The organism is Anaerolineae bacterium (assembly GCA_013178165.1).
Taxonomy (GTDB): Bacteria; Chloroflexota; Anaerolineae; order Aggregatilineales; family Ch27; genus Ch27.
Genome location: JABLXG010000029.1, coordinates 20,410 through 41,860, shown reverse-complemented (window position 1 = coordinate 41,860; position 21,451 = coordinate 20,410). Strand labels below are relative to the sequence as shown.

General features: G+C 66.1%; 17 protein-coding genes. 5 read left to right on the top strand and 12 right to left on the bottom strand.

The window, feature by feature from the left end:
* Positions 1 to 148 precede the first annotated feature (148 nt).
* From HPY64_14810 to HPY64_14790, 5 genes are all read right to left on the bottom strand, one after another.
* Entirely contained in the window at positions 149 to 370 is a 222-nt protein-coding gene (locus HPY64_14810; GenBank protein ID NPV68411.1) for a hypothetical protein, read from the bottom strand.
* Between the two features lie 144 nt (positions 371 to 514).
* Positions 515 to 1,807: an ABC transporter permease gene (locus HPY64_14805; GenBank protein NPV68410.1), complete on the bottom strand. Its 1,293-nt coding sequence runs from the start codon at positions 1,805 to 1,807 to the stop codon at positions 515 to 517.
* Positions 1,808 to 1,821: 14 nt separating this feature from the next.
* Positions 1,822 to 3,882, bottom strand: coding sequence for a hypothetical protein (locus HPY64_14800; protein ID NPV68409.1), 2,061 nt, complete (start codon positions 3,880 to 3,882; stop codon positions 1,822 to 1,824).
* The gene (locus HPY64_14795; GenBank protein ID NPV68408.1) at positions 3,875 to 4,606 is read right to left on the bottom strand and encodes an ABC transporter ATP-binding protein; all 732 of its coding nucleotides are present in this window, start codon (positions 4,604 to 4,606) and stop codon (positions 3,875 to 3,877) included. The genes HPY64_14800 and HPY64_14795 overlap by 8 nt, the downstream gene beginning before the upstream one ends.
* Positions 4,607 to 4,610: 4 nt before the next feature.
* Entirely contained in the window at positions 4,611 to 5,396 is a 786-nt protein-coding gene (locus tag HPY64_14790; protein NPV68407.1) for a hypothetical protein, read from the bottom strand.
* Between the two features lie 240 nt (positions 5,397 to 5,636).
* Between HPY64_14790 and recN the strand changes: the two genes are divergently transcribed.
* Both recN and HPY64_14780 read left to right on the top strand, forming a co-directional pair.
* Positions 5,637 to 7,385: a DNA repair protein RecN gene (gene recN, locus HPY64_14785; GenBank protein ID NPV68406.1), complete on the top strand. Its 1,749-nt coding sequence runs from the start codon at positions 5,637 to 5,639 to the stop codon at positions 7,383 to 7,385.
* Positions 7,386 to 7,517: 132 nt separating this feature from the next.
* Positions 7,518 to 8,987 (top strand): adenylosuccinate synthetase, encoded by a 1,470-nt coding sequence (locus HPY64_14780; GenBank protein ID NPV68405.1) that lies wholly within the window; start codon positions 7,518 to 7,520, stop codon positions 8,985 to 8,987.
* A gap of 109 nt (positions 8,988 to 9,096) precedes the next feature.
* Here HPY64_14780 and purB read toward each other — a convergent pair whose 3' ends face one another.
* Positions 9,097 to 10,488, bottom strand: coding sequence for an adenylosuccinate lyase (gene purB / locus HPY64_14775; protein ID NPV68404.1), 1,392 nt, complete (start codon positions 10,486 to 10,488; stop codon positions 9,097 to 9,099).
* Between the two features lie 149 nt (positions 10,489 to 10,637).
* Between purB and HPY64_14770 the strand changes: the two genes are divergently transcribed.
* Together HPY64_14770 and HPY64_14765 are read left to right on the top strand one after the other, a co-directional pair.
* A complete protein-coding gene (locus tag HPY64_14770; protein NPV68403.1) occupies positions 10,638 to 11,426 on the top strand; it encodes a hypothetical protein in 789 nt (262 codons plus the stop codon).
* A 229-nt stretch (positions 11,427 to 11,655) separates the two neighbouring features.
* Entirely contained in the window at positions 11,656 to 12,645 is a 990-nt protein-coding gene (locus HPY64_14765) for a hypothetical protein (protein NPV68402.1), read from the top strand.
* A gap of 84 nt (positions 12,646 to 12,729) precedes the next feature.
* On the opposite strand, the gene HPY64_14760 is transcribed toward HPY64_14765, so the two are convergent.
* The 4 genes from HPY64_14760 to HPY64_14745 form a co-directional block, all read right to left on the bottom strand.
* On the bottom strand, positions 12,730 to 13,476 hold the full coding sequence (locus HPY64_14760) for an alpha/beta fold hydrolase (protein ID NPV68401.1): 747 nt from the start codon (positions 13,474 to 13,476) through the stop codon (positions 12,730 to 12,732).
* A 3-nt stretch (positions 13,477 to 13,479) separates the two neighbouring features.
* Positions 13,480 to 14,124 (bottom strand): prolyl oligopeptidase family serine peptidase, encoded by a 645-nt coding sequence (locus HPY64_14755; GenBank protein NPV68400.1) that lies wholly within the window; start codon positions 14,122 to 14,124, stop codon positions 13,480 to 13,482.
* A 39-nt stretch (positions 14,125 to 14,163) separates the two neighbouring features.
* Positions 14,164 to 14,838, bottom strand: a complete 675-nt coding sequence (locus HPY64_14750; GenBank protein NPV68399.1) for an HAD family hydrolase — start codon at positions 14,836 to 14,838, stop codon at positions 14,164 to 14,166.
* A 226-nt stretch (positions 14,839 to 15,064) separates the two neighbouring features.
* On the bottom strand, positions 15,065 to 16,333 hold the full coding sequence (locus HPY64_14745; protein ID NPV68398.1) for a GAF domain-containing protein: 1,269 nt from the start codon (positions 16,331 to 16,333) through the stop codon (positions 15,065 to 15,067).
* Between the two features lie 848 nt (positions 16,334 to 17,181).
* On the opposite strand from HPY64_14745, the gene HPY64_14740 reads away from it, so the two are divergent.
* On the top strand, positions 17,182 to 17,865 hold the full coding sequence (locus HPY64_14740; protein NPV68397.1) for a cytidylate kinase-like family protein: 684 nt from the start codon (positions 17,182 to 17,184) through the stop codon (positions 17,863 to 17,865).
* A 59-nt stretch (positions 17,866 to 17,924) separates the two neighbouring features.
* On the opposite strand, the gene HPY64_14735 is transcribed toward HPY64_14740, so the two are convergent.
* Positions 17,925 to 20,510, bottom strand: coding sequence for a hypothetical protein (locus HPY64_14735; GenBank protein NPV68396.1), 2,586 nt, complete (start codon positions 20,508 to 20,510; stop codon positions 17,925 to 17,927).
* A gap of 86 nt (positions 20,511 to 20,596) precedes the next feature.
* Positions 20,597 to 21,376, bottom strand: a complete 780-nt coding sequence (locus tag HPY64_14730; GenBank protein NPV68395.1) for a hypothetical protein — start codon at positions 21,374 to 21,376, stop codon at positions 20,597 to 20,599.
* Positions 21,377 to 21,451: the final 75 nt, after the last annotated feature.

Sequence of the window (21,451 nt, the reverse complement as noted above, 5' to 3'; positions counted from 1 at the left end):
AACCTGCTCAAACAGGATAAATCCGTCAAAGTGGGTATCGCGGCCAAACGCAAGATGGCCGGCTGGGACAATGACTATCTATTCCGCGTGCTATGCCCAGATTAGAGAAGCACATGCGATTGCCCTACCACGCCGGGCCTGCCAGCGATCAGATCTGAAAGGTTTTGCCTTTCTCCGTCAGGCCGATGCTGCGCGCTTTGCCTGGCTCACGGACAATCAGGTCCCAGGCCTGGAGGTGATCCAGGTGGCGGACGACCGATGATGGCCAGGCCAACCCGCACCCCTCGGCAATCTCACGCAGCGTAGGCGACCAGGGATGAGTCGCCAGGTACTGGCGAATAAACTTGAAGATGGCCAGTGTGGTTTCCATCCATCCCTTCCTTTCTTCCCTGTACCGTTGACCGTTGCTCAAACGGCATCCTAACATGGAACAAATGTTCTGTCTATGCAGGTCACGGTTATAATAAGGTTAGAAAAAGGTTGATTCTGCTGTTGGATGAAAAATAGACGCCGGTCATTCCTGCTGCAGGGCGACAACCGGCGGCAACCGCGCCGCCCGCACCGCAGGCAACGCCCCCGCCCCCAGCCCCACCAGCACGGCCAGCAGCACGGCGAACAGCGCCAGTTCCGGCGGGATGACGATCAACCGGTTGCCCACCTGCGAGAGGTCGAAGGGCAAAAAGCCGGGGCCACCCTGGCCCTGCGGCATGGCGGCGAGCGCCCCGTTGATCGCGTTTTGCAGGGCGTAGGCCGCGCCCAGCCCGGCCAGACCGCCGCTCAGCCCGACCAGCATGGCTTCGATCAGGAAGATCAGCAATACGTCGCGGTCGCGTGCGCCAAGCGCCTTCATCACCCCGATCTCGCGGGTGCGTTCCAGGATGGCCATCATCATCGTATTGGCCACGCCGAACGCCGCCACCACCAGGGCCACACCGCCGATCCCGCCCAGCATCAGGCGCATGGTCGTGAAGAAGTTGTTGAGTTGATCCAGAAACTCGCCCACGCCGCCCGTGCCGTAACCCAGCTCGCGGATGGCCTCGCTGACGGCCCTGGTGGTTTCCCGGCTGGTGGCCCGTACCAGCAGGTAGTCGTAGCGCCGTTCTTCCGGGTCAAGCCGGTTGCCGGAACTCCATTCGTTGAGAGCGATCACGTCCTCCAGCGGCAGGAATACCGTGCCGTCAAAGCTGCCGGAGCCGGGGCGCAGCACGCCGCTGACGGTGACATCAAACGCCTGCTCGCGCCCCTCCACACTGGAATAGACGCGCATCTTCAGCCCTTCGGCCAGGACATCCACTTCCACCGGCTCCCAGGTCTGCGCGTTGGGATCGACAAAGAAACTGCTGACGCTGGCTCCCACCAGCGCCTCGCCCGGCCCCAGGGAAAAAGTCCCCTGCGCCACGCGCAGGCCCAGGTAAGGAGCTGCCTCCGGCGGTACGCCCACAAACTGGCCGTAATAGCGGTACTTGCCGCTGGCCAGCGCAATTTGGGTCTGCACGGAAAGCAGGGGGACAACGGCGGCCACGCCATCCAGGGTGGCGATCCGGGCGACCGCCTCATCGTCAAGCTGAAGCATGGCTGGCTCCCTGGACTCTTCCAGGCGAGCACTGAAGCCGGGGTAGACCTGAATCTCGGTCAGCGAAGCGGCGCTACCGATGCCCGCTTCCGCCGCCTCCTGCAGCCCGAAGGTCAGGGCCAACAGCAACACGACGGCGGTCGTCCCGACCAGCACGCCGCTGGCGGTCATGATCAGGCGCCCGCGCGCCCGCAACAGGTTGCCGAAGGCCAGCCGGAACAGCTCCAGGAGCATCGCCAGCCCGCTTTCTAGCTCCCCAGCCCCAGCAGACCCAGCAGCAACCGCCCCAGCAGATCGCCGTTCGGCGCGGGCGGCGCAACTTCCTCCGGCAGCGGGAGGAATTCCAGCCCGCTACCGCCCGCCTGCGGCGGCGGGACAGGCGTTGGGCGGGCCATCACCTGGGTCTCAAACGTACGGGTGAGCGTCCGTTCGCGGTTGAGATCGTCCAGATAGTAGAGGGTCAGGGTGACGGTCAGCGGCCCCTCAGCAACTGGCAGGATCGTCGCCTCCGCCGAGGTATCGTCCAGGACACGTAGCGGCCCCAGGAAGGTTTCCTCCCCGGCGGTAACCTGGCCGTTTTCAGCGGAAAAACGGGCGAAGGTCAGGTTGACGTCCTGCGCTCCGATGTTAATGATCGTCACTGCGACCGGGAAAGGCTCCCCAACCATGACCTGATCGGGTGGTTCCTCGACAGGGGTGATCTGCAGGCGCGGCAGCTTGACTACAACCAGGCTGGCCTGCAGAAAATCCTCCCCCTCGGACCCATCCGGCTTCAGGTAGCGCAGGCGGATCGGCAGGCCGTAGATGCCACTGTTGAGCGTACCATCGACGACGAAATCATGGCTCAGGGTGATCTGGCTGCCATCCGCGCCGAGCGTGCCCACGTAAATCACGCCGCCAGCGCCCTGCGGGGCAAAGGTGGTTAGCGGCGTACCGTTGCCGCCATCCGCCGCACTGAAGAACACCATCAGATCGTTGGCCGGGGCCGCACCAACATTTTCCAGCGTCAGGCGCAGGGTGAAGCGGTCGCCGGGCTGGAGCACTTCCTGGCCGGTTTCATAGGAACGCAGCAACAGCAAAGGCGCCTGGGCGCGTTTTTCGCCAACAGTCACGGTCAGGCTGCCGGTCGCCTGTTGCTGTTCCCCGCCCTGCAGATAGGTGATGACCACCGACTGGGCCTGTGGCCCTGGTGTGGCGCTGGCGCTGACCACCAGCGGCAGCTCCAGGCGGCGGCTGGCTCCCGGCAGGAGCGTCCCCAGCGGGAAGGTATCGCCCTGCGGCCCGGCCAGCAGCACGCCTTCGCCGGTCGGCACGCGCAACAACACCTGCTCGGCGGCTTCATTGCCGCTGTTGGCGATCGTCACAGTGATCGTCACCGGCTCGCCAGGGCTGGCCGGATCGGGCGCAACGGCATAGCTGGCCAGGGTGATCTGAGGCGCTTCGACCAGCGCCTCGACGGTGACGCTGAGCGTCGCCGTGCCGGTGTAGGAACGCCCTTCGCCATCGCGATAAGCGAAGGCCAGGGGCAGGCTGGCGATGCCAGCGGCGGCGCTCGTCCGGGCGACGGCGCTCAGCGTGGCGCTGACACTGCCACCGGGGCCGATATCGGGCAGGATCACGCTGGTCTGGCTGCTGAGCGGCACAAAGTCGCCGCCCCCATCTACCGCCACCGACACCCCCTGGGCGGCGCGGTTGCCCCGGTTATAGATGTCCATGACCACTGTCACCGTCCCGCCGGGCAGGACGCTCGGCGGCAGGGCGCTGTAGGAACGGATGATCAGCGATGGCTCGCCGGGGATCGGCGTGGGCGGGGGCAGCGTGGGCGTGGGGCGCTCGGTGGGCGGCGGTGTAGTCGGCGGCGGCGCGATGGTCAGCGTATCCGGCGAGGTCGCCCGCCCATTGTCCGGATCGCTGACTTCCACGCCATACGTCCCCGGCGGGATGACCTTGGGCAGCGCGGCGGTCAGCGCCCCGCTGTTGATGAACGTGACTTCCAGCAGGCCAAAGCCCACCAGCCGCACCATGCTTTGCGGCGTGAAATTGGCCCCGAAGATCGACAGGGTGGCGTCCACCCCGGCAGGGAGCAGCGCCGGCTCTGACCCGCTGATGATCAGTGCCGGGGTGGGTGTCAACGTCGGCGTGGCGGTGGCCGTTGGGGTAGCGGTGGGGGTGGCGGTCGGCGTGGCCGTCGGCGTCTCGGTCAGCGTAGGGGTATCGGTGATCTGCAGCGCGGCGCGCCCGGTCGCACCCCCCGGCCCCACGGCCACAAGCGCGGCCAGCATGAACAGGAAGAATGAGGTCTTACGCATCGGACTCTTCCGCCGTTTCAGGGGCGTGGTCGCCGATCAGGTAGCCATCCTGCAAACTCAGTATACGATCAGCGTGCCCGGCCACAACCGGGTCGTGCGTCACCACCAGGATGGTTTTGCCCCACCGATCGCACAGATGGCGCAGCAGGCCCATAACCCGCCGCCCGGTGCGGCTGTCCAGCGCGCCGGTTGGTTCGTCAGCCAGCACGATCGGCGGATCGTTGAACAGCGCCCGCGCGATGGCCACGCGCTGCTGCTGCCCGCCGGAAAGTTGCCCCGGCCGGTGATCGGCGCGGTGGGTGAGGCCCATCGCCCGCAGCAGCCGCCAGGCTCGCTCCTCGCGGGCGTCACGCGGCATCCCGGCAAAGACGCCCGGCAGGGCGACATTATCCAGCGCGGTCATGGACGGCACCAGGTGAAAGGTCTGGAAGACAAAACCGATCGTCTCCCGCCGGAAGCGCGCCAGTTCATCGCTGCTCAGGTCCTCCAGCCGCCGCCCGGCCACCCGGATCGTCCCGGCGGTGGCTCGATCCAGGCCGCCCAGCAGGTGGAGCAGCGTGCTCTTGCCGGAACCACTGGGTCCCATGATGCCCACAAACTCCCCGGCCCGAATCGCCAGGCTGACCCGTTTGATGGCCGGGACAGCTCGTTCGCCCAGGTAGAAAGTCTTCTGCACGTTACGGCAGGCGATGATGATCGGCCTAGCGGCTTCCTGCTCGGCCATGCGCTCACCCGCCGGTCAACGCGCCCATAACTACCGGCGCCAGGATGGCCAGCCCCACCCACAAACCGACGCTCACGGCGGCAGCCCAGCGCGGCACACCCAGGGCGTGACGCAGGCCCAGGTAGGTCAGGGCCAGCCCCCACAGCCAGAATAGCGTCAGGCGCGCCGCCAGCGCCGTCAGGATGGCCCGCAGCAGCGCCGGCAGGTCGGCGTAGCCCGGCAGCACCGCCACCAGACCGGCCAGACCGGGCTGGCCGATCGTGCCCCCGGCCAGCATGTAGATGATCTGCAGCGCAGCCATCAGCCCCAGCGGCACACTGGCCCAGATGACAATATGCAGATTCTGGCTGAAGGACGGGGCACTACCGGCTAGCAAAGACGCTTCCCCCAGGATAAGCGCCTGCAGCAGCCAGGTCACGATCAAGCCGCTGGCGGCGATCAGGGCGGCGGTCCAGCGGGCGGAGACATCCGCGCCGCCGGTATCACCGCTGAGTTCGACCGCGCCGGGCACGGCAACCGGCCCGCTTTCCGCTGTGGCCGCGCCACCCTGCTGCTGCACGGCGCTGACGCCCGTCAGCAACAGGATGAGCAGGGCCACCCAGAGCCACTGGCGTGTCTTGCCCAGGGGTGGGAGCGCCCGGAAGAACGCACCAGGGCTGAGCAAGACAGCGCCGATCTGCTGCCATACGCTTCGCCGCCGGGCGCTGCGGTAATCCGCGTAAGTGCGGGGCGTGCGTGCGCCAGCAGTGAAGTTGTTGTGGATCGGGTCAGGGGTTCCGGGTAAGGTCATGTGGGCGCCTGGCAGACGCTTGAGTACGCTTTCGATGGTACACAGCAGCGGCCTCTTCTGTCAAACCGCGCGCAGGCGGGAAAGCCAGCGATTTCTCCGGCTTCCCGTGTGCCTGGCCTCCGGCCTCTTTTTCCACCGGCCACCCTAACGACGAATCGGCGGGGAAGGTGTAGAATCGGGGCGGGTTGACTTTAGAACAGATTTGCGTTGACAGGCGTGCCGCCGCACGCAGGGACAATCATGCTGGAAGAACTACGCATCCAAAACTTCGCCATCATCGATGACCTGACGATCACCTTCGCGCCGGATTTCAACGTGATCACCGGCGAAACCGGCGCAGGCAAATCGATCATCATCGACGCCATGAGCTTGCTGCTGGGCGAACGGGCCGACCCCGGCATGATCCGTGCCGGGACGGAGCGCGCCCTGGTGGAAGGCGTGTTCATCATCCCGCCGCCGCTGCAGGCGATCCTGGCCCCGCTGCTGGCGGAGAACGACCTGCAGGGCGACGACCCCGCCGTGCTCACCCTGGCCCGCGAAATCCGCACCAACGGCCGCAGTGCCGCCCGTGTCAACGGTGTGACTGTCAGGCTGGAAGTCCTGCGGGAGGTGGGCGACCTGCTCGTCGATATTCATGGCCAGAGCGAGCACCTTTCCCTGCTACGCCAGCGCGAGCACCTCTACCTGCTTGACCGTTATGCCGACCTGGAAGAGCCGCGCGAGGCGCTGGGCGAACTGGTCAGCCGTCTGCGCGGCATCCGGGCGGAGATCGCTTCCCTGCTGCGCGATGAGGCCGAGCTAGCCCGCCGCGTTGACCTGCTGACCTACCAGCTTGAGGAAATCCGGGCGGTCAACCCCACACCGGAAGAAGAAGATGAAATCCGCGCGGAACGCAACCGCCTGGCCAACAGCGAACGGCTGGCCGAACTTTCCGACCGGGCCTATGCCCTCCTGCTCGGCGGGGAGCCGGATTCTCCCGCCGCCACCGACCTGCTCCAGCAGGCCGCCGCCGCGCTGGCCAAGCTGGCCGCCATCGACCCCGCCCAGGCCGAACAGGCGGAATGGGCTGAACGCCTGAGCGTGGAAGCGGAAGAACTGGGCGAGGCTATGCGCCACTACCGGGAGAGCGTGGAATACAGCCCGACCCGCATCAACGAACTAGAGGAACGGCTGGAAGCGATTAACCGCATCAAGCGCAAGTATGGCGGCACCATCGCCGCCGCCCTGGACTACGCCGAACGGGCCGCCGCCGAACTGAACGCCATCGAGCACAGCGAGGAACGGCTGGCGGAATTGCGCGCCGCGGAAACCGACCTCCTGCACAGCATCGGCGAACTGGCCGGCCGGCTCTCAGAGGGGCGGCGGCAGGCCGGCGAGCGCCTGGCGCGGAGCATCGAGCGCGAACTGGCCGACCTGCGTATGGGAGGGGCGCGCTTCGGAGTCAGCATCACCCAGACGCCCGACCCGGAAAACGGGGCCTATGTGGGCCGGGAGCGGCTGGCCTTTGACGCCACCGGCGTTGACCGGGTGGAATTCATGCTTTCGGCCAACCCCGGCGAGCCGCTGCGCCCGCTACAGAAGGTAGCCAGCGGCGGCGAGACAGCGCGGATCATGCTGGCCCTTAAGAGCGTGCTGGGGCGAGTCGACCACACCCCAACGCTGATCTTCGACGAGATCGACCAGGGCATCGGCGGGCGCATCGGCGCGGTGGTCGGGCAGAAGCTATGGGGCCTGGCCGAAACGCACCAGGTGCTGGTCGTCACCCACCTGGCCCAGCTGGCCGGATTTGCCGATACGCACTTCCGCGTCAGCAAAGGGGAGGTCAACGGCCGCACGGTCACGCGTACCGACGTGCTCGATGAAAAGACCCGCGTGGAAGAACTGGCCGAGATGCTCGGCGCGGGGACTGACTCCGCCCGCCAGAGCGCCCACGACATCCTGATGCTGGCCCGCCGGGTCAAGGAAAGCGCACGCGCCGGCGGTACATAGCGCCGCTGCGATGCCAGCGCCGCCGGAAGAAGCTTGATCGCTCCAGCGCCGCGCTACAATAGACGCCAATCTGTTGAGCGCAGGGCGCATGCCTGCCGCCCCTGTCACAGGCGCAAAATGAGGCTTATCGCCATGAACGATTTCTCCGCACTCCTGGAAGCCGTCTATACCCGTGGGGAACGCTTCGGCGTCGACCGCCCGCTGGCCGTCAACCCGCTGACCGCCGTTGCCCCCGGAGTCCGCCCCAACAGCATCGCCATCGAGGGCGGCGCGTTCGGGGATGAGGGCAAGGGCCGGGTGGTAGATGAGGTCTGCGCCCTGTTGATCGGGCGCGGGGGGCGCGGCGTAGTTTACCGCTGGAACGGCGGGGCCAACGCCGGGCATACGGTTGTCGTCGAGGGGCGGCGGTTGGCGCTGCACCAGCTGCCATCCGGCGTGCTGTTCCCCGGCGCAACGGTCGTGCTGGGCAAAGGCATGGTCATCCATCCCGGCGATGTGCTGGCCGAGATTCAGGAAGTGCGCGGACTGCTGGGGGAGGTCCCGGCGCGGCTGGTGATCGACGAGATGGCCGTCCTTTCACTGGATACGCACCGCGCTCTGGAAGGCGCGCTACGCCAGTGGGCAGAAGGCGGGCGCGGCTCCACCGGGCGCGGCATCTCCCCGGCCTACGCCGACGTGCTGCTACGCCACCCGGTGCGCATCCGCGACCTGGCAGCGGATGACTGGCGCGATCGGCTGGGCCGCCACTACGACCTCTATGCGGCGCTGGTGCGCGGGCTGGACGCCAACATAGCCAAGATGGAAGTACCCCGGCTGAACAGCGAGCCGGTCGCCGTCGGTTCGCGCTTTGTCTTTCTGGATCGGCTGGGCGCCCAGCGATCGATCCTGCTGCCATATGCAGGCAATGCCTACGACTTCATCCGGGAGCAATGGGCCGATCCGGCGGTGCCCTTCATCTTCGAGGGGGCGCAGGGCGTCGGGCTGGACCCGCGCTACGGCGTGTACCCGGATGTAACCTCCTCCGACCCGACGATCGGGGGCATCCTGCCCTCCACCGAAGGACTGGTGCATCCGGCTCAGATCGCTGTACGGATGGCCACGATCAAGGCAACCTACACCTCCAGCGTGGGGCGGCGCCGTCTGCCGACGGCGATGGACGCCGCGCTGGCCGATCGCATCCGCGAGGACGCCAATGAATACGGGGCGACGACCCGCCGCCCGCGCGACATCGCCTACATCGACCTGCCCTGCCTGCGCTTCTTCGGCCACGTCAGCGGAGCCAATTACCTGGTGTTGACCCACCTGGATATCGCTTATCCCGACACGCCGATCCGGGTCTGCACCCACTACACCGATGCGGCCGGTCGCCGGGCTGGCTACCGGCCGGATCAGCTCTATCTCAACGGCGTGCGACCGGTTTACATCGAGCTGCCAAGCTGGGATGGCGCGGCCATCCAGGGCGTCACGCGCATCACCGATCTGCCCCCGGCGGCCCTGCAATACATCGCCTTCCTCAGCCGGGCGCTGGAGATGACGCCGCTCTTTGGCACGACCGGGCCGCAGCGCGACGCGATTGTCTCCTGGCTGCCGGAGGAGGGCTGAGGGCGTTGGCGCGAAAAGCGGCGCCAGGAGGGATGATTCCGGCGCGATAACCGGGTTGCGCCAGATGGACACGCCGTCTCGATCCGGTCTCCTGGCCTCACTTGCGGGGCTACGGCGGCGGGGTGTGGGCCGCTGCCAGGCGGGCCAGCGCCTCCGCCAGGCCGATATAATTCTCCGGCGACAGGCGCAGCAATTCCGCTTTCACTGGCTCCGCCACATCCAGATCGGCCACAAACGCGGCAATCGCCTCGCGGCTCAGCGTCGCCCCCCGGCTGAAGGCTTTCAACCGGTCGTAGGCGTCGGCCAATCCTTCCCGGCGCAGGATGGTCTGCAGCGCCTCGGTGATCACCTCCGGGTGCGCGGCCAGCGCCGCCCGCAGGGCCGCCTCATCCGGGGCGAGTCGCTCCAACCCGGCCAGGATTCCCCGGTAGGCCAGCAGACTATGGGCGGCGGCCACGCCCAGGTTGCGCATCAGCGTGCTGTTGGAAAGATCGCGCTGCAGGCGGGAGACCGGCAACCGCCGGGCGAACAGGCTTAGCAGGGCGTCGGCCACTTCCAGGTTGCCCTCCGCGTTCTCGAACTGAATCGGGTTGACTTTGTGCGGCATGGTCGAGGAGCCGACCTCGCCCACCACTGCTCGCTGGACAAAGAAACCATCGCTGATGTAGCGCCAGACATCCTGGCAGAAGTCGAGCAGGATGCGGTTGCAGCGGGCCAGGGCGTTCAGCACGGCGACCAGATCGTCGCCTGGCTCGATCTGGGTGGTGATCAGGTTGGGGCGCAACCCCAGGGAAGCCACAAAATCGCGGCTGAAGGCGATCCAGTCCACGTCCGGGCAGGCGGCGACATGAGCGTTGAAGTTGCCCGTCGCCCCATTGAGCTTGCCCGGCAACGCGGCGACCAGCCCGGCCAGCGCCTGCCGCTGGCCGCGCAGCCGGGCGGCAAAGACGCCGATCTCTTTGCCCAGCGTGGTCGGGCTGGCCGGCTGGCCGTGCGTGCGGGCCAGCAACGGTAGGGCAGCGTAGGCGGCGGCCCGCGCCGCCAGCACAGCCTCAATTTCCGCCAGCGCGGGGAGCAGCACCGTCTCCAGCCCCTGCCGGATCAGCAATCCATAGGCCAGGTTGGAGACATCCTCCGAAGTCAGGCCAAAGTGAATGCCCTCGCGCAGCGCCTCCAGCGATGTTCCGCCCAGCTTCTCGCGCAGGTAGATTTCAACGGCCTTGACGTCATGGCGGGTGACAGCTTCGATCTGCTTAACGCGGGCGGCTTCCACCACGTCAAAGGCTGCCACAAGATCATGCAGGAAGCCGGTCTCAGCCTCGGTCAGCGGGCGGAGAAAGGTCACATCGGGGTGGGTAGTCAGGGCGATAAAATACGCGATTTCCACCTGCAGCCGGGCACGGATCAGGGCGAATTCAGAAAAGCAGGTGCGCAGCGGCTCGACGGCCTCGGCGTAGCGGCCATCCAGCGGTGACAGGGCGAACAGCGGATCGGGGCACACGGCGCACCTCCCAGACACACGATACCGATTCCATCCTGATTGTATGCTAAGGCGGCAGTCAGCGGCAGAAACATCCCCGCTTTTCCTTTGGCTTGCCGCCGGGCTGATCTACAATAGCAGGTGTATGGCAGGGAGAGAAGGAGAGATTAATGACGGCTGGTTTTGTGGTCGGCTTGCTGGCGCTGCTGGGGCTGGGCGGACTGGGCTTCCTTGTCCGACCGCGTCCCTTCCCGTCGGTGACATTGCCCGCAGCAGCGGTCAGCAGTGGCGATCTGCCGGCTGACCTGCCTGCCCCGGTCGCACGTTACCTGCGCACCGTCCTGGGGGGGCAGCTCCCAGGCTACCGGACGGCCATCCTCACAGGCCGGATCCGCCTGCGCTTTAGCCCGCTGCGGCTCCCGGCGCGCTTCCGCTTCTACTACGCTGTCGGGCAGGGTTACCATCATACCATTGAGATCACGTGGTTTGGCTTCCCGGTCGGGCGGGTGGAGGAGAACTACAACCGGGGGCGGTCACACTTCAACCTGTTGGGGCGGGTTATCGACGACGATCCGGCAGTCAATCGAGCAGCAAACATGGGCCTGTGGGCGGAGATGATCTGGCTGCCCTTCGCCTACGCCGATCCTGCTGTGCGCTGGGAAGCCGTTGACGCAAACTCGGCGCGGCTGCACTTCCCCTTTGGTGAAGAGGAGGATAGCCTGCTCTTCACTTTTGACCCGGCGACGGGCCTGCCCACGGAATGCTTCGGGATGCGGCAGCGGGCGGCGGGCGCACCATTCACCGGCTGGCGCAATGCCATCCGCCGCTGGGGAACTCTCAGCGGGGTGCAGATGCCGCTGGTAGCCGAGACAATCTGGGTCGATCAGGGCTACGCCTGGGCGGTCTGGCAGGTGGAAGACGTTTGTTACGGCGCAGATGTGGCGCAGTGGCTCCCTTAGCCCGGCCAATCCTGCCACTCAGAGGCCCGGAGAAACACGCGACGTATGGGCGATTCGCAGGTGACGGGTTGCCTGATTCTGACGATCACCGCGCTAACACTGCCGATCTGAGGATATTCACCGCATCAGGCGATACGGCTGGTCCAAAGGTTCCGCGCCTGGGGGCGACTTCTTCTTCCAACTCGCTTGACCATAGCTGGTGACGGGGCACCTTACAGGGAAAACAGCGATGACTAAGACCACATTATCAAGAGAAGCCAATCGGCATCGACCCCTTACAGCTGTCGATCGGCTCCGGGAAACACTGGACGAACTGGAAAGACAGGTCGGGATTCTGGGGCGCAGCAGCCCTGAGGAGGCGCGGCGCATCCCGCTTCTGCTGGACGAAGCGACGGTGCAACTGGCCGAACTTAAGGGCAAGGGCGGCGATTTCCTGGCGGAAGAGGTGCGCCTGCAATCCCTGTACGCCCGGCTGGAGCGCAAGGCGGCTGTTTTTTTGAATGCTGTTGGCGGCGCGGCGGCGCTGGCGGCCATCCGCCCGGCAGAGGTTCCGGAAGATCACTGGTGGTGGCATATCGAGCGCATTGTGGCGGAACAGCGCCGCGCCCGGCTCAAGCAGGTGTTGCGCATCGCGGCAATCGTGGTGGCTGTCGTGATCCTGGCGGCTATCCTCTACCAGGCTTTCCTGGCCCCCGATCCTGCCGTACGGGAGCGCGCCCTGCGCATCGACGCTGCCGGCGTGCTGGCCGAACAGGGCGACTACGCCGGGGCGATCCAGGAGATCCAGATCGCCCAGACTGCCGTGCCCGATGACCCTTACCTGTTGATCATGGAAGGCGCATACTATGAGCAACTCGGCCAGACAGAGTCAGCGGAACAGGCCTACGGCGCGGCCAAGCGGCTGGCTGAGGACGAATCGAACTTCCTGATCATGCGGGCTGAGGTCTACCTGCGCACCTTCCAGCCCGCCCGTGCCCTGGAAGATCTGCAGGTCATCCTGGCCCGCGAGCCGCAGAAAGCGGTCGCCTACTATCTGCAAGGCGTCGCCTACCAGAACATGGGCAAGCTGCAGGAGGCGGTCACCAGCTTCCAGCTGGCCGCTGATTATGCTTCCGCCGCTGGCGATACCCAGCTGGAAGGCATGAGCCGCGTTCAGATCTCTTACCTGCTACAACAGCTGATGGTCCCCGCCCTGACCACCCCGAGCCCAACATCCTAGCCGATCAGCGCAGACCATGAACGCCAGGAGTGCAGGCGTCGGGCTTCCCTCGCCTGCCCTCCTTTTGTCCACCAGTCGGGGCAGTCATGACCGCCCGGCTTCATCCAGCCGATGCAGAAAGGCGCCGATCGCCAGCACCGCCTGCGCGTAATCTGGCTCCCACAGGCAACCGCCGCTCTCCGGCAGACGCCACACCCGCGCATCAGGCAGCAGCTGCAGGTACCGTTCGACCTCCGGCAGGGCCAGCCCCGCGCCCGGCTGCCCGCCATACAGGATCAGGGCCGGGCAGGTGATGCCCGGCAGCGCCTCCCACAGGGAGACTTCCTCCGCCTCCCGCTGCAACCCTTCCACCACATGGCACATCATCCGCTCGGAAACCGGCAGGTTCCGCCAGGTTGAACCCAGGAAATCCTCCACCCAGCCCGGCGGCAGGGCCGGCTGGCTGGCCGGATGGTCGCCCACGATCAGCCCGGCCAACCGATCCGGCCAGCGGGCGGCATAGGCCAGGGCGTAGACGACGCCATGCCCGCACCCAAGCAGGCAGAACGGGGGTGGCTCCAGGGCGGCCACAAAAGCTTCCAGATCGCTGACATGGTCGGCCAGGGTATAGCCGTGCGTGGGCGCGCTGCTCTGCCCTCGCCCGCGCAGGCTGAGGGCGAAGCAGGGCCGGGGGGCCAGCGCCTGGAGCAGATCGGCGTAATCTTCCGCGGCTTCCGCCAGGGCTGGGACAATCAGCAGCGGTGTGCCGTGCCCTTCCGCCAGGGAAGGTACGCCGGTCAGGAAGTGCAGCGCCAGCGGGCCATGCCTGACCCAGCCTTCCCACAATCTCATCGTTCAGCTGCCGCGCCGCTGGGCCAGGAACCACTCGTACAGGGCAGGGCTGTCGTACGTTTGTGTCCAGGAATCATGGCCAACATCAGGGTAGACGGTGAAAGTCACGTTCCCCCCGCATTCCCGCAGCGTATCGACCAGTTGCTGCGAAGTCACCAGCGGCACAACGTCATCACTGCCGCCATGAAAAGCCCACACCGGCACGTCGCGCAGGGCGCACACCCGCTGCGGGAAGCCGTGCACCCATAACGCGCCGCCGCAGATCGGGGCGACCGCGGCGAAGCGATCCGGGTAGGTGCTGGCCAGGTGCCATGATCCAAAACCGCCCAGGCTCAAACCGGTCAAATAGACGCGATCGGGATCGGCGTGGTAGCGGCCCAGCACCTCATCCAGCAGCCCGATCAGCGCTTCCAGAAAGTCCGGCCACCACTGGTTTTCCGGGCATTGCGGCGAAACGGTGATGAACGGCAAATCGGGTCGTGCGGCAACCACTTTCGGGATGCCATGAATGCGGACACGCTCCAGGTCAGTGCCGCGCTCCCCCGCACCGTGCAAAAACAGGATCACCGGCCAGCGCTCGCCATCCTCCCGGTAGCCCTCTGGCAGGGTTAACAGGTACGGCAGGCGTATCTGGCGGGCGATCGTCATCTCAAAAGCTTCCGCTACTTCGGTCACAGGTCATCCTCCCTACTGATGATTGTTGCGCAGGGCGCGATCCAGCAGATCCACGCTCAATTCGGCCAGTGACTGGACGCGCATACTGGCTGCGGAAAGGTCCAGGCGGCGGGTCAGTTCGGTCGGCACAACCACACAGAACAACCCTGCTGCCCGCGCCGCGATCACGCCATTGGCCGAATCCTCCAACACGACCACGCTGTGCGCTGGGACGCCCAGCAGGTCAACCGCCTTCAGGAACAGATCGGGCGCGGGCTTGGTCCGGGCGACGTCGTCGGCGCAAACAATCGCCTGGAACCGATCAAACAGCCCCAGCCGCCGCAGGTGGCCATCAACCCAGCGGTGCGAAGAACTGGAAGCCACCGCCAGGCGCAGGCCGTGCGCCTGCGCGTCATCCAGCAGGGCGACGACGCCCGGCAGGGCCGGTTGCTGGCTGGCCAGGGCCAGCTCGCGGGCGTAGCGGCGCGCCTGGATCGCCTGCCAGTCCAGCGGACGCCCCAGCCGCGCCTCCAGATCGAGGCACGGGTCAAACGTTTCCGGGCCGTAATCCGCGCCGATGCTGCGGATCCACTCGTCCAGCGGCAGTTCAAAGCCGTGCTCGCGGTAAACCTCCGCCCAGCTTTGCAGGACGGTGCTTTCCGTATCAACCATCAGACCGTCAAAATCGAAGATCAACGCTTCCAGCATCCTGGCTTAACTCTCCCCCGCGGTGTCTGACTGTCTCCAATGCGTTTTTGCCAGACTTTGCCCTATCGCCGGGCTTTGCGCAAGCGACTCCTCAGGCAGGAAGCCAGGAGGCCGGGGGAAAAGCGGCACATGGCAGGAGACAAGCGTTACATGAGCAATAGCCGGAAGCTGATCCATGCCGGGGCTACCGGTCATCCTGCCGCCCCCCCCCATGCCTGGCGCGGCGCTACCGCAATGGTGGCAGGTCGGCGTCCAGCGGCAGGCAGAAGGTGAAGGTAGCGCCCTGGCCCGGCCCAGCGCTTTCCGCCCAGATGCGCCCACCGTGCGCCTCGATCAGCGCCCTGGCGATGGCCAGCCCCAGGCCGATCCCGCCATAGTGCCGGGTGAGGTGATCTTCAACCTGGTAGAACTCCTCGAAGATCTTTTCGCGCTGGTCAGGAGGGAAGCCAATACCATTGTCGCTGATGATGACCCACACCTCAGACGGTTTAACCTCTGCTCGCAGGGTGATCGTCCCGCCCTCAGGGGTGAACTTGACAGCGTTATTCAGCAGGTTGCCCAGCGCTGATTGAACCCGCACAGCATCCACGTACAGCGCTGGCGCATCCGCCGGGATCAGCACGTTCAAGCGGTGCCGCTTGGCTTCCGCCAGGGAAGCGATATCCTGCTCAGCGGCGTGGAGCAGGTCAGCCAGCGGCGTCCAGGCCCGCACCAACTCTACCCCGCCATGTTGCTTGAGGTAACCCAGGTTGGTGAGTTGCTCAATGACCGCCCGCAGTTGTAGCGCACCGCGGAAGACGGCCTCGGCGTGGGCGCTGACGGCGCCCTGCGCTTCCTCTTTGAGGAATGAGGCATAACCCAGGATGATGCCCAGCGGCGTGCGCAGTTCATGGCTGGCAATAGCAATGAATTGATTCTTGAGTGTATCCAGCCGGGAGAGTTCCTGGTTGGCCTTCTGCAGGGCGCTGACCAGCCGGGCATTTTCAATGGCAACGGCGGCCTGAGAGGCCAGGATGGTCAGCGTGGTGCGATCCTGCACTGTCCAGGGGCCAACCCGTTTGTTGACCGCCTCCAGTACGCCGATCGGACGCTCCTTGATCAGCATGGGCACACCCAGCACGGAGCGCGTCTCAAACTGCGTGATCTCGTCCATCCGGCGGTAATGGCGCGGATCGCGGCGGACATCGTTGATCGCCAGCGGGCGGTTTTCCCGGAGGACCTGACCGGCGATGCTGCCTTCCTGCGGGACCGGCTGGCCGATTAGCCCCTGCGAGCCGGCGCTGCTGCTGGCGGCAAAGACCAGATGATGCGTATCGCTATCCAGCAGCAGAATCGACGCTGCTTCAGCGTCGACCAGCGCACTGGCCGAATCCATGATAAAGCGTAACAGCGGGTCGAGCGCCAGTGTGGAATTGAGCACCAGGCTGACCTGCACCAGTCGGGTCAGTGTGTCGACTCGCTGGCGTAGCACCTCAGGCGATTCATGTGTTGCCATAAGGAGGGCGCTGTCCTCTCTCCGGATAACGCCAGATGGTGGTGATCATCGTACTTGAATTCCCGGCGCGGGGCAATTGCCCCCACACCTCAGCTATCCCCAGCCGGATCAGAGTCATTCAGTCATCATAGCAGGCCCTGTGGATATGTGGACAGGAGGCGATAGACAGCTCATGTCCCCCCAGCAGTGGGGGTGAGCAGCAGTGGCGATCCTGTCGGTGCGGGCCAGGCTTGTCCACATATCCACAGCAGGCAATGTGGATGATTCAGGCGCTTTTCCACAGGCGCAACGTTGCCAGAAGCCGCACGTTTGTGCGATGCCAGCGGTTGGGGGTGGCGGCTTATTCGCTGCCAGCGCTGGCTGGCGGGTGAATCAGGCGCCTTAACTTTTCCACAGCTTTCCGGGTTTATCCCCAGATTCCCGGCGGTTATCCACAATTGCCCACCGGTGGGGAATCGAATCGCTCTCGAACAGATTTTCGAAAAGCTTTATATGCGGGAGTCCTGGCCGGTCAGCAGGGGGGTGATCGCCAGATGTGGGGGTGGTCGTTAGGGCGGCGGGCAATGTTAAATTTTCTCATCTTCAACCGGCCTGTGGATAACCTGTTTCACGATTTTTTAACATTGCGATATGATGGTGAAATGCCCTTGCGATATTTGGGAAACCCCCTCAAGGCAGGGTAAAGAAACCGTTCTGCTATCCTGTGTGAATATGGCTGTACAATAAACATAGATGGGTTATACAACGCGGTTTCCCTGGACCCCATGCCGCCCGCTGAGAGCCATATCGATTCCGCCGCCGAAAGGCATCACGCCGGCCGTTAACAGTGGTTCAAGGGGGCAAGCACGATGGCAGTCATCACGATTTCCCGCCAGTACGGGAGCGGCGGGGATGAAATCGCTGAGCAAGTCTGTAACTTGCTGGGATACCGGTTGCTGGATAAACGTCTGTTGCAACAGGTGGCCGTGGAAGTCGGCCTATCGCGGGATGAAGCGGTCGACTTTTCCGAGGAACATTACCGGGCGCGTAGCTTCTTCGCCAGCCTGTTCGGGCCGCGCCAGCGGGTCGTGGCCGAAGTCTCCGAACGGACGCGGGGCACCGCCGGCGCCACGGAGATCAGCATCGTCCAGCTGGATGAGGAACAGTGCATCGCCCTGGTACGGGCGGCGGTGAATGCGGCCTACGCGCGGGACAATATGGTCATCGTGGGCCGCGGCAGCCAGGCGATCCTGGCCGACAAGCCCGGCGTGTTGCATGTGCGCATTCAGGCGCCGCTGGAGTGGCGGCTGGCGCGCATCCGGGAAAAGGAACATCTTTCGCCGGTGGAGGCGCGGTCGTTGATTGACCAGCGTGACCTGGCCGCAGCGCAGTACCTGGATCGCTTCTTCCATGTTGCCTGGGATGACCCACAACTCTACCATCTGGTGATCAACACGGGACGTTGTGACCTGGATCTGGCGGCGCAGGTGATTGTGAACGCGGCGCAGCACCTGGGCCAGCAGGTCGAACAACCTGGCTCAAAGGCGGCCTGAGGACAGCGGGTCCGGCAGCGGCGGGGCACAAAGGCTCCGCCGCTGCGTTTTGTTGCTGCTTAGCGGATGGTGATCGGCCCCAGGATCAGGCGGCTGGCGCCGAAGTCGTCCCCACCGATGATCGGCAGCCGTTCCAGTGTTGCGCCGTCATAGATGCCCACCAGCAACAGGTACTCGCCGGCGCGGGCGTCCGGCGGGATGGTCAGCGTGATGGTGTCGCTGACGGCCTCGCGCTCCGCCCATACCCAGAAGGGATACGTCCCGCCGCGTGGCGCGCCGTCCGCCTGGGCCAGGATGCCTGCAGCGGTGTCGTTCTCCGGGTCGATCAGGTGAGCGAACACACGGTGATCGGCGCGGTGGGGTGTGATGGCCTCCCAGTACAGCGTCAGCGACAGCGTTTCACCCGGCGCATAGACCCTGCCCGGCAGGTCATAGCCGCGCAGGCGCACAACATCGGCGAAGGCCGCGCCGCTGATTGTCCCTGGCGGGGGCGGCAAGAGCTGCGGCTCGCCTTGGTACAGCCAGAAGTGAGCGGCGCTCAGGCGGGCCTCCGGCGGGGCGTCCTCGATCACTAGCCGGATTGGTGTCTGCGGGCCGCGCACCAGATCGGCCCGGATCAGGAAGGCGCTTTCCAGCCATTCGCCGGGCAGTGCTGGCAGCTTCCACAGCCCGGCGTCGGCATCGTTGACGTACACACGCACGGTCATGTCATGCGTCTGGTGCAGACGGGCGACGAGCAGCGCCCATTCGCCGGTCTGCGGCGTGCGGACGGTGAAGGACTCCCCGCCGGTCAGAATCCGCGCGGCGTCGGTCACGGTCAGACCTGGCGCATCATGGTAGGCCATCACCAGCGGCAGGGTCAGGAAGCCTTCCGGCCGGGCGGTATGCCACCAGGCGTAGTCGTGGGCGGCTTCGCTATCCAGGTCAGCCACGTCCAGCGTGTCGGTCAGCGACCAGCCGTCCAGCTGTTCCAGCAGATGCGGCTGTTGAGGCGCTGCCGCCAGAGGAACGCCCGACCAGTCGGGCCGGGTGACGACCTGGGTATCCTGGGCACTGGTATAGGGCGACCAGTCGTCCAGCGCCACCCGGAACATTTCCTCGCCAAGCAGCGTGGGCGCAACGTCGATCCCGTAATAGGGCGGCGCGGCCCCCGGATAGACGGCGTAGTAATCTGGCTGAGCCACCTCCAGCCGTTCGTAGATCGCGCCCGGCCCGTGACGGGCGACGGCGGCCATCCCGGCGGTGGTCAGGCCGACCACGTCATAGGTCTGGCGTTCCCCCCGGTAGCGCATCACGCCTACGTCGTGCACAGCGATGACGGCGTCCTCCGGCGTGTTGGCCCGCAGCCAGTCGGCCAGGACCATTTGCTGGCGGGCGGTCGTGGCCGTGTCCAGGGCGTACTGGGCGCGGAAGTCGGCCAGCGTGACCAGGCTCCACACGGCGACGATCAGCAGCCCCACGACAGTCACCGCCCGGCCTGGCAGGCCGCGCCCCGCCAGGCGCAGGGCGATCTCATTGGCCAGGGCAGCCAGCCCGGCGCTCAGCAGGACGACCAGCGCCGGATACAGCGGCATCTGGTAGCGGTAGTGGTGCCAGGTGGCAGGTTGTAGCGTGGCGGTGGCCGCCGCGCCGACGATCACCCAGCCGAGCGCGGCCAGCGCCAGCCGCTTTTCCCGCACCCGGCCCCGCGCCGCCAGGGCCAGCCCCCCTACCAGCCCGAAGGCCAGCGCCAGCGGGAAGGCATGCCATAGCCCATCCGGGGCGGGCAGATTGAGCACACGCAGCAGCAGATCCAGCGCCGTGCCGAGGATGGTTAACAGCACCCGATCGGGGTAAAAGGGCTGCAGGGTGAGCCACGACTTGGCCAGCAGGCCGCTGGAGGAAGGCGAGCCGGTTACGGCCAGGTAGAACAGCGGGGCGATCATCACCGCGCTGACCGGGATGCAACCCCACAGGAAGCGCCTCCGCCGGTCATTGGTCTCCGCCGGGTCCAGGATCGCCTGAGCCAGCAGCAATAGCCCGGCCAGCAGGACGACTTCCGGGCGGGTCAACACGGCCAGCGCCCCCAGCAGCGCCGTCAGCCGCACGCGCCCGGCCTGAAAGGCCCACAGCGTCCCGGCGATCAGGGTGAGCAGCAGGCCGGTCTCCATGCCGCTCAGGTAGGCCCAGGCCATCCAGCCGCTGCTGCCAAAGATCAGTCCGGCCAGCAACCCGGCGCTCCACGGCGGGAAGTACGGCGGCGGGCTATCGTCCAGCGGGCCGCGCCGGGCGTACAGCGCCTCAACCGCCCGGCGGGTCAGATCGGCCAGCAGGGCCGCCGCCAGCGGGTACAGCGCCAGCCCCAGCCCGATCAGCACCTCCGGCATAGCCGTCCGGCTGATGCCCAGGGCAAAGCCGCCCGCCAGCAGCAGCAGGTAAAGCAAGCTGGTGGCCCCGCTGGAGGGCGCTTCCCCATCGTTGTACTGCAGCCAGCGGCCCTGCGCCGCCTGCCAGCCGTACTGCAGGTGGATGTAAGAGTCGTCGAGGGCCAGGGTGCGCGTCCCTTCCGCGTCCAGGGCGCCCGCGCTCAGCAGGGCCAGGGCGCTCCCCAGCGCTATCAGCGCCGCCAGAATCACGATCAGCCGATTGGGAGAAAGAAGTTTCATCATCGTCGTCCAGCACGCGGTAAATCAGAAGGCGCCTGACGATGAGTATAGACGCGCCGCAGGGTGCGGCCAAGAGCCTGCGAAGCTTACTCGATCCCCCGCAGGGCGGTGCGGAACTGCCGGGCGGTCGCGCCATCCAGCGCCGGGCTGAGGCGGACGATCACGTTACGGTGCAGGTACAGGTAGCCCGGCTCGGACTCCTCGCTGAGCAGGTCAGCCAGCCAGGAATCCCGCTCGGCGGCGCTGGCAAAGACCAGGATTTGCCCACCCTCGCCCTCCGGTAGCCCGGCCAGGTGGAAGTCGATCTGCTCGGTCAGCATGGCGGAAGCGGGTGCATCCGGGTGGGTGACCTCGCCGACCGGCAGCCCTGCCGCGCGGAATGCCGCCAGCACCGCTTCACCGTCCAGATCGTCCAGACTGGCATCAGCCGGGTTGATGGCGGGCGCGTCCGTGTTGCGCAGGGCGAAGCGCATCCCGACCAGGGCAGTCAGGCCGTTGTTGATCGCCAGCGCGGCGGTGTCGGTGACGGCGGAGTCGCTGCTGGGGTTGGCGGCCCGCTCCAGCAACAGCGCGCCGATCAGGAGTTCATCGGCGGCCAGATGGAGCTGCAGCAGTGCGTCGCGCATCCCGGCGCAGTCGGTGACGTCGAGCGCGGCGATCTCCGCCCGCCAGCGGAGTTGATCTTCGACGCTCAGGCCGCCCTGGCCCAGCGAGTCGATCATGGCGATCACCAGATGGCTGACCGGTTCCACCTCTGCCGCTGTACAGGGGAGTCGCTCGCCATCCCCGCCCTGGGCCAGGGCGGGCCATCCGCCGCCCGCCAGCAGGACTGCCACCGTCACCAGGATTGCCAGGCGTTGCGCCATGCCATTTCCCTCCTGAACCCGCATGCCCTGCTATAATCGCAGGACGGCTGTTTTATATACCGCAAGCACGGCTGT